The sequence below is a fragment of the Bacteroidales bacterium genome (assembly GCA_035299085.1).
GTDB lineage: Bacteria > Bacteroidota > Bacteroidia > Bacteroidales > UBA10428 > UBA5072.
The window spans coordinates 211,787-227,161 of record DATGXG010000013.1 but is presented as its reverse complement, the minus strand read 5'-3'; the positions used below and the strand labels follow the sequence as shown (position 1 = coordinate 227,161).

Below are 15,375 nucleotides of genomic sequence, written 5' to 3'. Positions count from 1 at the left end.
TGCTATGAAAGGTAAAACCAAACATTTTATAGTTTATCAGAAAGAAATTGCTGCTTCAAACATGAAGCCGTCAAAACCGGCATCTTCACCGTAAAGTGCCGTAAATTTGTTATAATCCTGCTTTACATATTCAAGCTTCATCATAACCTGCTTGAGCATGTACCATCCTGCTGCTACCTGAACACGGTTAACCGACTGGTCAAGATTGTTGTTAACCGTATTATATCTTGCTCCTGCATAAAACTGTTCTTCTTTACCGAATCTGTAGAGTCCTTCAATGGCAAACTGATTGAATTCACTGTTGGATTTGTTCATCAGGTTTCCTTTGAACGATTCCCAGGTTCCGAAAACTTCAAGACCTTTATATTTTGTAAAGAGGTTTGCCATATACGAATTGTCTTTTGTTACGGTGCCCGGTCCGAAATTACCTGAAAGATGATTTTTGGTAATATCCACATCACCCGGATCATTATTGGCAGTGTTCATTACAAGGTAGTATCTTGAACCAGCCCTGTCGCTGTTGTATAGAGCTCCTGAGTGGTTTTTGGGACTGTGGTAACCCGAAAGCGTCAGACGCAATCTCAGGTCATCACTAAGCTGTTTGTCGTATCCTGCTTTCCAGTAGAATGCAAGTTCCTTGTGGGTATCATAAGGTGTGTACGTTTTAGTAGCTGCATTGTACCCCACAAGCGATGGTTTCAAAGCGCCATTTGATACAGCGCCCATTAATAACCAGCCGTTGTTCCTGTACATGGCTTCAACAGCAACCTGGGTGCTGAATGCATCGAGAATATAGTTGCCTACAAAAGGGTTCGAAATGGCATGTCCATTATCCGTACGCCTGAAATGAGCATCGCCGTAGTTAATTTCCATATCACCGACCTTCAGGGTAAGATGCTCCATCAAACGGTCGATTGCAGGAGAGTTGAGAAAAGGAAGTTCATCCAGAACGAGGTAACCGCCTTTTACCCATGCTTCGTTATGGTGACGTGATGACAGGTAGGTTGCAAGATTAACCTGGATACCGGGTGCGAGAAAGGCATCAATATTAAAGTTGGCTGTAGGAAGGTTAAAACCTTTACCAAGAGGAATTAAGGTTGAATCCGCATGATGATTCAACATCTGGTATTGCATGGCAAAATCACCTCCAACCTTGACTTTAAGATCCTGGAAATCCTCTTTCTTCAACTGATCCTGTTCAAATTGTCCGAAAGCCGCCACTGATAAAGCCATGGCCATAAATAATAGTATTACTCTGTTTTTCATTGTCGTCATTTTAATTATTAATAGTCTGCATTTTCATAATCGATAAATCAGGAAACCTGGAAATTCAGATCAAACGAAACGGTTACTTCATTGGCTGTTTTCAATGTTCCCATCATGGCTGTCGGAGGCTTGATATTGAAATCAGTCATGTTCAGCTGTTTCGTTCCTTTCACCGAAATACGGTCTCCTGAGTGTGAACCTGTAAAGGGCAGTGAAATTCTCTTTGTAACTCCGCTCAGCGTAATATCTCCTGTTATGGTACCTGAAAATTTACCGTTTCCTGAAGACAAGTTGTTAACTGAAACCAGCTGAAAGTCAATTCGCGGATACTTTTCAACATTTAAGGCATCGTGCGTTTTATTCGTCATGATCGAATTCTCACTTACAATTGATTTCGAATCCATGTTAACGCTTACCTTATCAATGCCATCAACCTCCTTTTCCTTAAACCGGAGATTCATCACTACATTGAATTTCCCGACACTTTCTTCCCACTCATGCAGGTTTGAAGACCCTTTCAGAGTGATCTGGCTTTGCGAGGGGATTAATTCCACTTTCTTCTGCGACATGACTAATTCATTGCATGTCAGCATAAATACAAATGAAATCACTACAAATAATAAATCCTTTTTAATCATATATATCCTATATAATAAGTAGGATAAAATTGAGGTATTTTTTCGAAACCAAAAAATCAATAATGTTAAAAGTTAGGGAAAGGTGAGGAATATCACCGGGTCATTTATTCGCGTCGGATAAATACCATAAAAAACAGTGAATAAAACAATCCGGCGATCAGGATAATGAACATAACAGAAGCAGTTTCAGATGAAACATTCTGATGACGCAGGAGGGTTTTCATGAAATCCTTATCCAGTTCATGCGGTTCAGGTGCATCCCTATAATTCCATTTTGCAAGTATGGTTCCTTTATGAAGCACCATTAAACCAGGATTCGACCTGATTATTGTTTTTAATGTAGTTCCGTCGGTTGTACAAATCTCAAATGCGGGATTAAATTCCTGCGTAAACTGTTCGACATGATCGGTTGTTGAGGCAGTAAGACAAAATGTTTTATACCCCAGTTCTTTAGCCCTTGAGGCAAGGTTGTTCAACGTGAGCATGGGCTTATTCCCTGCTTTTTCAATTTCATGGGATATAATAAGAAAGGTATATCCCTCATCGTTAAGGACACTGTCAGTTATATCTTCGCCTCTCAGGCGTGTAATTGAAAAATCATGGATGGGAGCAACGGCTCCTTTGCTTATCAACGTTTGGCGAGTTTCGACCCATTTCCAGGTTGAATCCTGCCAGGGTATATTGTTTTCACCAAACTCTTTCTTTTCGCCATTACGTTCATAGATAAAAATGGTCTTGTATTGATCAACAGGGGCATTCTCAGGCAAAGTCATACTTTCAGTTATATTCACACCGGGCTTGTATGGCCGAAAATCGATAACCGGCTGATGGATCAGCGAGAAAATCGAAATCAGAACAGGAAATATAAAATTCACACCGGTGAGGTACCATTCTGTAAAGGGTATTGCGACTGTTTTGTAGTTTTTCCGGTTAAAAAACACGATCAGTGCCGGAATATAGATAATAACATTTTTACCGAAAGTCTGCCAGTTGGTTAATTTAATGGCATCGCCGAAGCATCCGCAGTCGCTTACCGGGTTTCCAAGGGCCAGAATAAATGTAAGCACGAGGAAAAAGGTCATGAACAGAAGCAGGAGCCAGGCGGTAAACCTCATTCTTATTCGTGCCAGCAGATTTAACCCTATCATTAATTCAAAAGCACTTAGAAGAATGGCAAGGGGAAGAGCCAGGAATACAAAAAACTCAGTATGAAAAGCCATAAAATATTCTTCAAATTTTATGGCCGACCCCATCGGATCAATGGCTTTCACGAACCCGCTGAAAACGAAAACAAGTCCGGCCAGTATGCGTGAAAGATTAATAATGAACTTCATGGTTATTATTTTTTCAAACCTGTATAATCCAGGATCTTATTAAAGATGACTTCAGGAGGCAACATAACTCCTTTATCATCAGCGCACTCAATTATTTTGAGGTCATCACAGGTTTCAGCCTGCCAGATGTACATATCTCTTACCCTTTGCTGAAAATCAAGATCGTCTTCATGAATGTCTTTAGTGCCCTGAAGGTAATCTCTTTCATTCCCCTGCCGGTTTCCTGTGAGTTGTTTACGGGTGAATGAAAAAGGAACATTCAGCAAAATATTCATTTCCGGTTTTGGAATCCTGTTGTAATTATACTCAAGGTTTAAAATCCAGTTACGCAATTCCTCCTGTTTTTGCTTATCCTGAATTTTGGCGCATTGGAACGCAATGTTTGAATATACATAGCGATCAAGCAGCACAAGTACATTGTTGTCAAGCCATTCCCTGATTTTTGTTGCAGCATCATTGCGGTCGCCGGCATAGATCAAAGCCACCAGGTACGGATCTACGGAATCAAGCCTGCCCAGGTCACCCCTTAGGAAACGGGCTACAAGGTCGCCATAGATACCTTCCTCGGTCCTTGGAAAATGAAGGTACTGATAAGTGATACCGGTTTGCTCAAGAAAGTTCCTTAACAACCTGATCTGGGTCGATTTCCCTGATCCGTCAACGCCTTCAACGACAAGAAACTTCATACCGAACTTTTTATTACTTTTATCCAAAGGTTGTATTTAATGAGTCTTAAAGATACATTATTTTCAGTTAAACAAACGATTAACTGCGGCGGAGTGCTGATTGATTTAAGTATTCCCCGTGTAATGGGTATCCTGAACATCACTCCTGATTCATTTTATGACGGTGGCCGGTATAAAAACGAGAAAGACATTCTGGATCGCGTTGAACAAATGTTATCAGAAGGTGCCGATATAATCGATATCGGGGCGTGTTCCACACGTCCGGGTTCAGCAGGTATCACCATAGAAGAAGAAATGCAACGCCTGAAATCAGCTCTTGTTCCTGTCAGAAGCCGGTTTCATTCTGCCGTTATTTCTATAGATACTTACAGGTCGGAAATTGCAGAATATACTGTCAAAGAGTTTGGAGCAGGGATGATCAATGATATCTCTGCCGGAACCCTTGATGAGAATATGTTCTCAACTGTCGGTAAGCTGAATGTCCCTTATGTCCTGATGCATATGAAGGGTACACCTCAGAATATGCAGGTCAACCCGGTGTATGATGATGTGGTTAAAGAAATAACTGCCTTTTTTTCAGAGAAAACGGAAATGCTGAAGACTGCCGGAGTAAACGATATAATCATTGATCCCGGTTTTGGTTTTGGAAAATCTCCCACCGATAATTTCAGAATTCTGAACCAGCTGGGCATATTCAGGTTATCAGGATTCCCTGTAATGGCAGGTCTTTCACGAAAGTCGATGGTATACAGATCCATTGGAAAAACACCGGATGAAGCACTTAACGGAACTGTCGTCCTTGAAACGCTTGCCCTTAATAACGGGGCATCCTTTTTAAGAGTTCATGATGTAAAGCAGGCAATTGAAGCTGTTAAACTGGTATCATTGTACCGTAGCAAAGCGTAGTTACAAACTATGCTTAGCTTTAATTAATTGATTTTATCGTAATTTTAAAAATAAATAGCAGTTCTATGATCACTGCCTTTATTCATGTAAGAATCATTGACATCATCGATATCCTGCTGGTGGCATTCCTGATGTACCAGGTTTATATGCTTATTAAAGGTACAATAGCCACCTATATTTTTGTCACCATCATTACCTTTTATATAGCATGGTTACTTGTAAAAGACAATATGCTTTTGCTTGGCAGCATCCTGGGGCAGATTATCGGTGTAGGCGCCATCGCTCTTATCGTCGTCTTCCAGCAGGAATTACGTCGTTTCCTGATTCTTTTCAGCGTAAGGTATCTTCCCCGTGCAGGTATTTCAATTGATAATTTCTTTTCGAAAATCGGTCCGGGTTTACCTATCATGAACATTAACGGAATTATCAAAGCCTGTGTGAATATGTCAAAGGATCGTATAGGTGCACTGATCGTACTTCAGCGCAATTCCCTCCTGGATGCGTATGTCGGCACGGGTGATGTAATTGATGCCCGCACTACAAGCCGCCTGCTCGAATCGATTTTCAATAAATGGGGTCCGCTACATGACGGAGCTGTTATTATCAATAAGGATAAAATAAGGGCGGCATGCTGCATTCTTCCTGTTTCAGACAACTTTGAGATTCCTGAACATTATGGATTGCGTCACCGTGCAGGGGTAGGGGTTTCTGAACAAACCGACAGCCTTGTAATTATTGTATCGGAAGAAACGGGTGGAATATCGCTTGCTGAAGGGGGCCAATTAATACCAGTCGATATTAAAGCACTTCATAAACGACTGGAGGAAGAATTTATACAGAAAAAATAGATCAGGCCGATTGTTTTAAACGCTCAAGTTCACGGCGTCTTTTGCTCATCAGGAACAAAACCTTCTTTTCCTCTCTTCTCAGGAGTCTTTCAATATTCTTCTGATGGGTAAATAGTAACAATACTGATATAATAAGCGAGAAAATTACGAGTGAAGGTGTAGCGGTTTTAAATACAAAAATGACCATTACGGGGAAAGCAAATCCTGCTATCATTGAACTTAATGATACATATTTGGTAAGGATAAGCGTGATCACAAAAACACCGATGCAGAGGAGTGTGGGTTCCGGATTGATAGCCAATACAAGGCCGAACAACGTGGCAACCCCTTTGCCACCGCGAAAACCGACATATACAGGGAATATATGACCGATAATGGCCGCTATACCAAGTAAAAGCTGAAATTCAATGAAATCACCTGTTTCAGGTATGTAAAAATTGGTAAGATGGATCAGGTTTACAGCCAGCCAGCCTTTGAACATATCAATGATCAAAACGGCTAATCCGGCCTTCCATCCAAAGATTCTCATAGCATTGGTAGCCCCGGCGTTTTTACTACCTTTTTCTCTTAAATCAATTCCGAACAATGACTTTCCCATCCACACGGAAGTCGGAACTGAACCGATTAAATAGGCGATCACCAGGATGCCAATATTATAAACTATCTGCATTAAAGAACTTTAATAAAACAAGGGTGCAAATATAGATATATTTATTCAACCGTCAAGGGTATTTATACCTATTTTGAATGTGGATTACCGACAAATATTTGATAATCAGATATTTAAAAACATGAAGAGACGCGCAAATTGCGCGTCTCAACAAGGTTGAAAAAACAATATGAATGTTCAGATTAAATCTGAGGGCCTGAACTAACGAGCGCCTTGCCTTCAGGTGTGGTTACATATTGTTCGAAATACTTAATATACCTACCGGCCAGGTCACGGGCTTTCTTTTCCCAAACAGACTTGTCGGAATATGTATCGCGGGGATCGAGAATGCCTTCAGAAACATTAGGCAGGCTTACCGGTATTGTCAGATTGAGCAGCGGAACGTGTGCTGTTGGGGCTTTTTCAATTGATCCGTCAATAATGGCATCAATTATCGCGCGGGTTTCCTTTATTGAAATCCTTTTTCCTGTTCCGTTCCAACCGGTGTTAACAAGATAAGCCTTGGCTTTGTGTTCATCCATTTTCCTCACCAGTTCACGCGCATAATAGGTGGGGTGGAGGGTCAGAAATGCTTCGCCGAATGCCGGTGAAAATGAAGGTACCGGTTCGGTTATGCCTCTTTCTGTGCCGGCCAGCTTTGATGTATACCCGCAAAGGAAATGGTACTGTGCCGAGTTGCGGTCAAGTATTGAAACCGGGGGCAAAACGCCGAATGCGTCGGCTGATAAATAAATAATTTTGGTTGCATGGCCTGCTTTGGACGGCAACACAATCTTATTAATATGGTAAATGGGGTAGGATACCCTCGTGTTTTCTGTGATCGAATAATCGCAGTAGTCAACAGAACCGTCTTCCCTGACAGTTACGTTTTCAAGAAGCGCATCCCTCTGAATGGCATTATAGATGTCCGGTTCATTTTCCTTGCTCAGGTTAATTGTTTTAGCATAACAACCACCTTCGAAATTAAAAATACCGTTATCATCCCAGCCGTGTTCATCATCGCCGATCAGGTAACGTTTCGGATCAGCGGACAAAGTAGTCTTACCCGTTCCGGATAAGCCGAAAAACAGGGCTACATCACCTTTTTCTCCTACATTGGCTGAGCAATGCATGGAAGCCATACCGCGCAAGGGCAGATAATAGTTCATCAGGCTGAAGATACCTTTCTTCATTTCACCACCGTACCATGTTCCGCCAATAACGGCAAGCTTTTCAGTGAGGTTGAAAAGAACGAAAACCTCTGAATTGAGACCCTGTTCTTTCCAGTTGGGATTTGTAACTTTTGATCCGTTGAACACAACAAAGTCGGGTTCACCGAAATTAGCCAGTTCATAGTTTGAAGGCCTGATAAACATGTTGGTTACAAAATGCGCCTGCCATGCAACTTCCACGATGAATCGGACTTTCAGCCTTGTATTTACATTGGTGCCGCAAAATGCGTCGACAACAAAAAGCTTTTTTGCTGAAAGCTGATTGAGGACAAGATTTTTGCAATGTTTCCAGACATCCTGGTTAATAGGGCGGTTAATCACCCCATCCCACCAGATTGTATTCTCTGTGACCGAATCTTTAACAAAGTATTTATCTTTCGGCGAACGCCCGGTAAAAATACCGGTTTTTACAGCAATTGCTCCGGTTTTGGTTTCAACTCCTTTTTCAAATCCCTCAAGGGCGGGATTCGTTTCATATTCATATAGTTCCTGGTAGGTGGGATTGTAGATGATCTCCTTCACGTTTGAAATGCCATACTTGGCCAATGATTCCGGGCTGATAAAGCTCATGTGGTCAATTATTTAAATGTTAATAATATAAGTATAAACCAGACAAAGATATATTTTTTGTTATAAAAAAAAGCCGCTGGTTAAAAACCGGCGGCTTTTTTTAAAATTACATCATCGGTACAATTATTTACCTGACTTGATTGATGCCTGTGCCGCAGCCAATCGGGCAATCGGAACCCTGAAAGGTGAACAGCTTACATAAGTTAAACCTGCCTTGAAGCAGAATTCAACAGATGCAGGATCGCCGCCCTGTTCGCCGCAGATACCAACTTTAAGATCCTGACGGGTGCCACGACCTTTTTCAACAGCCATCTTAATCAGCTGGCCAACGCCATCCTGGTCAATAGTCTGGAAAGGATCGGCAGACAGCATCTTGTAGTCCAGGTAGTGGTGAATGAAACCACCGATATCATCGCGGCTGAATCCGAATGACATCTGTGTGAGGTCATTGGTTCCGAATGAGAAGAATTCGGCTGACTTGGCCATACGGTCGGCCAGAAGACAAGCACGCGGAATTTCAATCATCGTGCCGTATTTGTATTCTATTGATTTCAGTTTGAATTTTTCACAAACTTCAGCATAAACTCTGTCAGCAATTTTCTTGGTGAAATCAAGCTCGGAAACATCACATGTTACCGGAACCATGATTTCAGGATGCGGATCTTTGCCTTCCTGTTTCAGTTCGGCATACGATTCGAAAATAGCACGGATTTGCATTTCTGAAACTTCAGGGTAGGTAACACCGAGACGAACTCCACGGTGACCCATCATCGGGTTGGACTCATGCAGTGATTCGCCGCGTTTTGCAATGGCTTCCACAGTAACGCCAAGAGCTTTTGCAAGTTCTGCCTGTTTTTCCTGGCCCTGCGGAACAAATTCATGCAGAGGGGGATCAAGCAGACGGAAAGTTACGGGCAGACCGTTCATGGCATCGAGGGTTCCTTTGATACTTTTCTTTACAAACGGGAAAAGTTCATTCAGGGCAACCTTGCGCTCCTCGAGTGTATTGCTGAGAATCATTTTGCGAAGGAGGAAAAGGGGCTGATCTGAACCTTCACCATAGAACATGTGTTCAGTGCGGAAAAGACCAATACCTTCGGCACCAAATTCCCTTGCAATCTTAGCATCTGCAGGAGTGTCAGCATTTGTGCGAACACCCATCTTACGGCTCTTGTCAACCAGTTTCATGAACTCCTGGAACCTTGGGTTCTCTGTCGCATCCATGAGGCTAATTGCTCCGGTGTATACATTACCTTTTGTACCGTTGAGAGTAACCACATCACCTTCTTTTAATACGATGTCGCTGCCGGTTACTTTGGCAGTTTTGGATGCCACATCAACATGAAGCTGACCGGCACCAACTATACAGCATTTTCCCCAGCCACGTGCAACAAGGGCTGCATGGGATGTCATACCTCCGCGGGCTGTAAGAATACCTTCGGCAGCTCTCATACCTTCAACATCCTCGGGGTTGGTTTCCTCGCGAACAAGGATAACCTTATTTCCTTTGCGATTCCAGGCAACAGCGTCTTCGGCAGTAAATACAATTTTACCGACAGCAGCACCGGGACCAGCAGGTAATCCTTTAACAATAGGATTAACTTTCTTTTCAGCTGCAGGATCGCATATAGGATGCAGTAATTCATCAAGCTGCGCGGGGTCAACGCGCATCACGGCTTTCTTTTCATCAATCAGGCCTTCATGCAGCATGTCCATCGCCATGTTAAGGGCAGCGGTTCCGGTTCTTTTTCCGGCGCGACACTGAAGCATATAAAGTTTGCCTTCCTGTATGGTAAATTCGATGTCAAGCATGTCTTTGAAGGAGGTCTCCAGGATATCGCGGATGTCGCTGAGTTCTTTATAGGTTCCTGGCATGGCTTCCTGCATGCTCTTCAGGTGCATGTTCTGATCGTTTTTAGTAGCATTGTTCAGGGGATTTGGAGTGCGGATACCGGCAACAACGTCTTCACCCTGGGCATTGATAAGCCATTCACCATAGAACAGGTTTTCACCAGTAGCCGGGTTACGGGTAAATGCCACACCGGTAGCCGATGAGTCACCCATATTTCCGAATACCATGGCCTGAACATTCACTGCTGTTCCCCAATCATCAGGAATACCCTCGATACGACGGTAGGAAATAGCTTTTTTTCCGTTCCAGCTTTTAAATACGGCTTTGATACCGCCTTCGAGCTGAGCTTTTGCATCATCAGGGAAAGGCTGACCGAGCGACTGCAGAACCCTTTTCTTGAATTCTTCGGCCAGAAACTTCAGATCGTCAGCTGACAAATCCGTATCAGATTTAACACCTTTCTTATGTTTATATTCGTCCAGCATGTCATCCAGCTGCTTGCGGATGCCTTTTCCATCTGAAGGCTCAAGACCTTCTGCCTTTTCCATAACCACATCAGCATACATCATGATCAAACGACGGTAGGAGTCCCAAACAAAACGCGGATTATTGGTTTTCTTAATGACACCGGGGATAGTAGCACTGCAAAGGCCTACGTTTAAAACGGTATCCATCATACCGGGCATTGAACTGCGGGCTCCTGAACGGCATGATACGAGAAGAGCATTGTCAGGGTCTCCGTATTTCATACCCATGATGTCTTCTGTTTTTTTCATAGCGGCCCATACCTCAGGCATTAATTCAGCAGGAAGCTGATGATTGTTAGTGTAATATTCGGTACAAACATCGGTGGTGATCGTAAAACCAGCCGGAACCGGTAAACCTAACAAACACATTTCAGCAAGATTTGCCCCTTTACCTCCAAGCAGATTTTTCATGTCTGCTTTACCTTCGGCATGTTTAGCCCCAAATGTGTAAACGCGTTTAATGTTCGACATTTTATTAATTATTTAGTTTTCAATTTATTAATTTAAGATTGTTCTGATTTTAAAAAGCACAAACTTAATAAAAAAATCGGCTGCCAAGGAAATTTAGTTTCGGAAAAAGTTTTGAAAAGGCTGAAAATTAGATATTAGATGCCGGATAAGGAGCCACCCGTCATTGCGAGGAGCGGCACAATATTTTGATTATAGTAGATTTTATCGCGACGAAGCAATCTGCCCGCACAGGAAGTCCATCACCATGAAAGCTATCGTAAATCGTAAATTCTAAAAAGTCTTTGCCAGGCCCTGCCTGTTCCGGCAGATTGCTTCGTCGCGGTTACATCTTACAAACTTGATACAGAGGTCTGGCTCCTCGCAATGACGAATCACCTCCTTCTGCTCCTCGGATGAAACTCAATAATGGATTGTCTCAGGAAATCCCTGTCCAGGTGCGTGTAAATCTCAGTGGTTAGAATGGATTCATGCCCGAGCATTTCCTGGACGGCCCTCAGATCAGCACCACCTTCAATGAGGTGTGATGCAAAAGAATGCCTGAAGGTATGCGGACTTATTGTTTTCTTAATACCGGCCTTAAGAGACAGCTCCTTTATAATTGTAAAGATCATCACTCTTGTCAGCTTATGTCCCCGCCTATTCAGGAAAACAACATTTTCAGAATCCTTTGCCGGTTGAATTTGATTTCTTGCCTGGTCAAAATAATTCCGAATCTCACGGATGGCAGTTGTACCAACCGGAACAAGCCTTTCCTTACTTCCCTTACCGGTGACTACAATATAACCCTGTTCCAGGTATAAATTAGAAAGTTTAAGATTTACCAGTTCTGATACTCGTAATCCGCAACCATACAAGGTTTCAATTATGGCTTTGTTCCGGTGGCCTTCAGGTTTACTTAAATCAATGGAGGAGACAATCCGGTCGATTTCCTCTACCGTAAGCACAACAGGCAGTTTTCTTCCAAGCCGGGGAGGCTCAAGTAGTTCTGCAGGACTAGCCTGAATCTGTTCATCAATAAGAAGGTATTTGTAAAACGACTTGATTCCTGAAACCATTCGCGACTGGCTCCTGGGACTCATGCCAAGTTCAGCGACCCAAACAAGAAAATCCTTTAGTTGCAGATAAGTAACATCATGAGGTTTTATTTTTTCTGTGGAAAGCTGCAGAAAAGATTTCAGCCTTTCGAGGTCTGCAAGATATGCGCTGACCGTATTAGGCGACAACGATTTTTCAAGTTTCAGAAATGCAGAATATCCTTTTATATCCTTTGACCAGTCCACCGGCAGCCCATTTTTTCAGGTGAATTTAGTTTATTTGAAGTTAATTCATACTTTTGCACGGTTTTTTACACGAATTATTACGCTATGTACAAGAAAACCAAGATTGTCGCCACTGTCTCCGATTTACATTGTGATGTTGAATTTATCCGCGAATTGTTTGATAACGGGATGAATGTGGTAAGAATGAATACCGCTCACCAATCCATCGAAGATACAATTAAGATTATCCATAATGTACGCGAAGTATCGGATAAAATAGCCCTGATGCTCGATACCAAAGGGCCTGAGATCAGAACAACCGCATCTGATTATAAAGTTTCAGTTAAAAAAGGTGACCGCATACTCATAAGAGGCAATGCCGCAAAAGCTTCGGCACCTGATTGCATATATGTGAATTACAACAATTTCGTAAATGAAATTGAAATCGGCAGAAAAATTCTTGTCGACGATGGGGATATTGAATTTGTAGTGGTTTCAAAACAGGATGATGCCCTTGTCTGTCTCGCTACTAATGACGGAAATGTAAAAGGCAAGAAAAGCGTAAATGTGCCCGACGGTAAATTCAACCTGCCTGCTCTTAACGAAAAAGACAGGGCATACATTGATATGGCCATTGAACAGGATATTGATTTCATTGCCCATTCCTTTGTCCGAAACAAGCAGGATGTAATGGCCATTCAGCATATACTCGACGAACATAAGTCAAGGATAAAGATTATCGCCAAAATTGAAAACCAGGAAGGTGTTGACAACCTTGATGAAATACTGCCTTATGTTTATGGAGTTATGGTAGCCCGTGGCGATCTCGCCATTGAAATACCCTATGAGAAGATCCCCGGAATCCAGAAAATGATCATCAATAAATGTATAGATGCCCGAAAGCCTGTAATTGTGGCCACTCAGATGCTTCATTCGATGATTGAAAATCCCAGGCCCACCAGGGCAGAGGTGTCCGATGTGGCTAATGCCATTTATTCCAAAGCTGACGCCATAATGCTCAGCGGTGAAACAGCAAATGGCAACTATCCGGTTGAATCAGTGAGCACGATGACACGCATTGCCACTGAGGTTGAAAAAAGCAGGAGCGATCTTCATGAAACACCCATGCTCGTGATGAGCACAAGAACTTCCGCATACCTTTCCAAATCAGCCGTCCAGGCATCCATTGAACTCGACTGCAAAGCCATCATTGCGGATACTTCAACCGGGCGAACCATCCGGAATATGGCATGCTACAGGGGCCGCAAAATAATTTTTGCACAATGTTATGACAAACGTGTTGTAAGAGAATTGGCACTTTCATTTGGTGTTTATGCGGATCACCTCCCCGAAGGGAAAACTTACAATTTTATTATTCATGCCCTTAACATGCTGATTGAAAGAAAGGAACTTCAGAAATCGGATAAGGTAGTGGTTGTCGGTGGAAACTTCGAGTGGACGCAGAGTGCATCATTTATTGAAATCAGTTCTGTAGGTAATATGCTGGAATTACTGCATAAACCCTGATAAAACCTCAACCATTGTTCATAAAAAGGTGTGTCGGGCAGTTTTTTTTTACTTAATTTTGGTTTTTCATGGTTAATACATGGCAAATCAGCATATATCAGTCAATCCGACCGGAATACCCCTGGAATACTGCCTTCTTTCTGATGAACTGGAGAATATACATGCACATACCAATTATGTGTCATTTCACAAAAGAGAGGTAATTTTCAGGCAGCATACTCCGGCATCCCATATACTTTTCGTTAAATCCGGTCTTGTTAAAATCTACAAGGAAGGCCGCAATAAGCGCAACTTTATACTTAAAATTGCGTCAGCCGGTGAATTCATAGGACTTATGTCGGTTTTTGGCGGTTCTATGAATCAGTTTTCTGCATCAGCAGTTGATTCCTCTCAAATCGGCTATATTGAAAAAAGCGCCTTCAACTCGATTATGCAAAAAAACGGCGAGTTTGCCAACGGTGTAGCCAAATACCTGAGTGAAGAAGGTCTCTTCATTTTTGAGAGGCTTATCGGACAGTCGCACAAGCAACTTCCAGGCCGTATTGCAGATGTTATCCTATATTTTTCAGATACCATATTCAAGAAAGAGGAATTTGAATTTCCTCTTACCCGGAGAGAACTTGCTGAATTGGCTGGAACAACAAAGGAAAGTTTTATACGAACCCTGTCAGAATTCAAAAATGATAAAATTATAAGCCTTGAAGGTTCCAGGGTAATGATAAATAGTATGAAGATTATCAGAACATTGAGTGAATTAGGATAAAGGAGTCATAAATTACCTTGACATGAAAATTATTATCGCAGATGACTATTACACAAACCGCTTACTGGTTTCGGAAATCCTTAAGAGCCTTGGTCACGATTATATAATAGCTGAGAATGGCAAACAGGCTCTTGAAGCTCTTGAGAATAACAATGATGTTGATCTTGTTTTAATGGACCTTGAAATGCCGGTTATGAACGGGATAGAAGCCATGCGCTATATACGTGACAGACTGGTATACCCGAAAAGCAACATCCCTATTATTGCACTCACCGCACATAACCCGGGGATGTACATACAGGAGGGCCAGGAATCGGGATTCAACAAATTAATGGGGAAACCTTATTCAATTGACAAAATTGCTGAAGTGCTCGAGTATTACAATTCGTAACCTAAAGTAACGACACTATCTTCTCAAGCTCTTCGCGATCACTTTCGTCGAAATTAGCCAGCCTGTTGCTGTCAATATCCAGAACGGCTATTATTTTTCCGCTATTATCGCTTACCGGAATGGCTATTTCTGATTTGGACCTTGAATCACATGCTATATGTCCTTCAAACAGGTGAACATCGGGGACAATGATTGATTTGCCACTGTTCACAGCAGCCCAGCACACTCCCTTGCCGGGTGTTAATTTTAGACAGGCAAGGGGGCCCTGGTAAGGACCAACAAGCAGGTTCCCATCTTTATGCATATAGAAACCGGTCCAGAAAAATCCTTCCATTTTATGATGCAAAACTGCATTCACAGTAGCCATCTTCGATTGCAGATCATCACAATCTGAGATCAGTTCTTTTATCTGCTGATATATTCTTTGATACCTTGAAATCTTCTTGTTATTCATCC

General features: G+C 42.3%; 14 protein-coding genes. 5 read left to right on the top strand and 9 right to left on the bottom strand.

Annotation, left to right across the window (positions count from 1 at the left end; translation table 11 throughout):
- Positions 1-36: 36 nt before the first annotated feature.
- From VK179_03325 to VK179_03310, 4 genes are all read right to left on the bottom strand, one after another.
- On the bottom strand, positions 37-1,266 hold the full coding sequence (locus tag VK179_03325) for a hypothetical protein (GenBank protein HLO57744.1): 1,230 nt from the start codon (positions 1,264-1,266) through the stop codon (positions 37-39).
- A 47-nt stretch (positions 1,267-1,313) separates the two neighbouring features.
- On the bottom strand, positions 1,314-1,904 hold the full coding sequence (locus tag VK179_03320; protein HLO57743.1) for a YceI family protein: 591 nt from the start codon (positions 1,902-1,904) through the stop codon (positions 1,314-1,316).
- A 104-nt stretch (positions 1,905-2,008) separates the two neighbouring features.
- On the bottom strand, positions 2,009-3,238 hold the full coding sequence (locus VK179_03315) for a BT_3928 family protein (protein ID HLO57742.1): 1,230 nt from the start codon (positions 3,236-3,238) through the stop codon (positions 2,009-2,011).
- Positions 3,239-3,243: 5 nt separating this feature from the next.
- On the bottom strand, positions 3,244-3,924 hold the full coding sequence (locus VK179_03310) for a hypothetical protein (GenBank protein HLO57741.1): 681 nt from the start codon (positions 3,922-3,924) through the stop codon (positions 3,244-3,246).
- Positions 3,925-3,963: 39 nt separating this feature from the next.
- Between VK179_03310 and folP the strand changes: the two genes are divergently transcribed.
- Positions 3,964-4,830 carry a dihydropteroate synthase gene (gene folP, locus VK179_03305; protein HLO57740.1) on the top strand — a complete coding sequence of 289 codons (867 nt, stop codon included), beginning with the start codon at positions 3,964-3,966 and terminating at the stop codon, positions 4,828-4,830.
- Between the two features lie 65 nt (positions 4,831-4,895).
- A complete protein-coding gene (locus VK179_03300) occupies positions 4,896-5,678 on the top strand; it encodes a diadenylate cyclase (GenBank protein ID HLO57739.1) in 783 nt (260 codons plus the stop codon).
- 1 nt (position 5,679) lies between these two features.
- On the opposite strand, the gene plsY is transcribed toward VK179_03300, so the two are convergent.
- The 4 genes from plsY to xerD form a co-directional block, all read right to left on the bottom strand.
- Positions 5,680-6,348, bottom strand: a complete 669-nt coding sequence (plsY, locus tag VK179_03295; protein ID HLO57738.1) for a glycerol-3-phosphate 1-O-acyltransferase PlsY — start codon at positions 6,346-6,348, stop codon at positions 5,680-5,682.
- A 182-nt stretch (positions 6,349-6,530) separates the two neighbouring features.
- Positions 6,531-8,129, bottom strand: coding sequence for a phosphoenolpyruvate carboxykinase (ATP) (pckA, locus tag VK179_03290; GenBank protein HLO57737.1), 1,599 nt, complete (start codon positions 8,127-8,129; stop codon positions 6,531-6,533).
- Positions 8,130-8,252: 123 nt separating this feature from the next.
- On the bottom strand, positions 8,253-10,979 hold the full coding sequence (gene ppdK, locus VK179_03285) for a pyruvate, phosphate dikinase (protein ID HLO57736.1): 2,727 nt from the start codon (positions 10,977-10,979) through the stop codon (positions 8,253-8,255).
- A gap of 371 nt (positions 10,980-11,350) precedes the next feature.
- On the bottom strand, positions 11,351-12,259 hold the full coding sequence (gene xerD, locus VK179_03280) for a site-specific tyrosine recombinase XerD (protein ID HLO57735.1): 909 nt from the start codon (positions 12,257-12,259) through the stop codon (positions 11,351-11,353).
- Positions 12,260-12,343: 84 nt separating this feature from the next.
- On the opposite strand from xerD, the gene pyk reads away from it, so the two are divergent.
- From pyk to VK179_03265, 3 genes are all read left to right on the top strand, one after another.
- Positions 12,344-13,765, top strand: a complete 1,422-nt coding sequence (gene pyk / locus VK179_03275; protein ID HLO57734.1) for a pyruvate kinase — start codon at positions 12,344-12,346, stop codon at positions 13,763-13,765.
- Positions 13,766-13,844: 79 nt separating this feature from the next.
- The gene (locus VK179_03270; protein ID HLO57733.1) at positions 13,845-14,528 is read left to right on the top strand and encodes a Crp/Fnr family transcriptional regulator; all 684 of its coding nucleotides are present in this window, start codon (positions 13,845-13,847) and stop codon (positions 14,526-14,528) included.
- A 22-nt stretch (positions 14,529-14,550) separates the two neighbouring features.
- Positions 14,551-14,919, top strand: coding sequence for a response regulator (locus VK179_03265; protein HLO57732.1), 369 nt, complete (start codon positions 14,551-14,553; stop codon positions 14,917-14,919).
- Between the two features lies 1 nt (position 14,920).
- Here the strand turns inward: VK179_03265 and VK179_03260 are convergent, their stop codons facing one another.
- Complete coding sequence (locus VK179_03260) at positions 14,921-15,373, bottom strand: GAF domain-containing protein (GenBank protein HLO57731.1); 453 nt, start codon at positions 15,371-15,373, stop codon at positions 14,921-14,923.
- Between the last annotated feature and the right edge of the window lie 2 nt (positions 15,374-15,375).

Excerpts from the sequence above, each read along its gene's own strand:
- VK179_03325 (HLO57744.1), bottom strand. The coding sequence starts at position 1,266 with ATGAAAAACAGAGTAATACTATTATTTATGGCCATGGCTTTATCAGTG.
- VK179_03320 (HLO57743.1), bottom strand. The coding sequence starts at position 1,904 with ATGATTAAAAAGGATTTATTATTTGTAGTGATTTCATTTGTATTTATG.
- VK179_03315 (HLO57742.1), bottom strand. The coding sequence starts at position 3,238 with ATGAAGTTCATTATTAATCTTTCACGCATACTGGCCGGACTTGTTTTC.
- VK179_03310 (HLO57741.1), bottom strand. The coding sequence starts at position 3,924 with ATGAAGTTTCTTGTCGTTGAAGGCGTTGACGGATCAGGGAAATCGACC.
- folP (HLO57740.1), top strand. The coding sequence starts at position 3,964 with ATGAGTCTTAAAGATACATTATTTTCAGTTAAACAAACGATTAACTGC.
- VK179_03300 (HLO57739.1), top strand. The coding sequence starts at position 4,896 with ATGATCACTGCCTTTATTCATGTAAGAATCATTGACATCATCGATATC.
- plsY (HLO57738.1), bottom strand. The coding sequence starts at position 6,348 with ATGCAGATAGTTTATAATATTGGCATCCTGGTGATCGCCTATTTAATC.
- pckA (HLO57737.1), bottom strand. The coding sequence starts at position 8,129 with ATGAGCTTTATCAGCCCGGAATCATTGGCCAAGTATGGCATTTCAAAC.
- ppdK (HLO57736.1), bottom strand. The coding sequence starts at position 10,979 with ATGTCGAACATTAAACGCGTTTACACATTTGGGGCTAAACATGCCGAA.
- pyk (HLO57734.1), top strand. The coding sequence starts at position 12,344 with ATGTACAAGAAAACCAAGATTGTCGCCACTGTCTCCGATTTACATTGT.
- VK179_03270 (HLO57733.1), top strand. The coding sequence starts at position 13,845 with ATGGCAAATCAGCATATATCAGTCAATCCGACCGGAATACCCCTGGAA.
- VK179_03265 (HLO57732.1), top strand. The coding sequence starts at position 14,551 with ATGAAAATTATTATCGCAGATGACTATTACACAAACCGCTTACTGGTT.
- VK179_03260 (HLO57731.1), bottom strand. The coding sequence starts at position 15,373 with ATGAATAACAAGAAGATTTCAAGGTATCAAAGAATATATCAGCAGATA.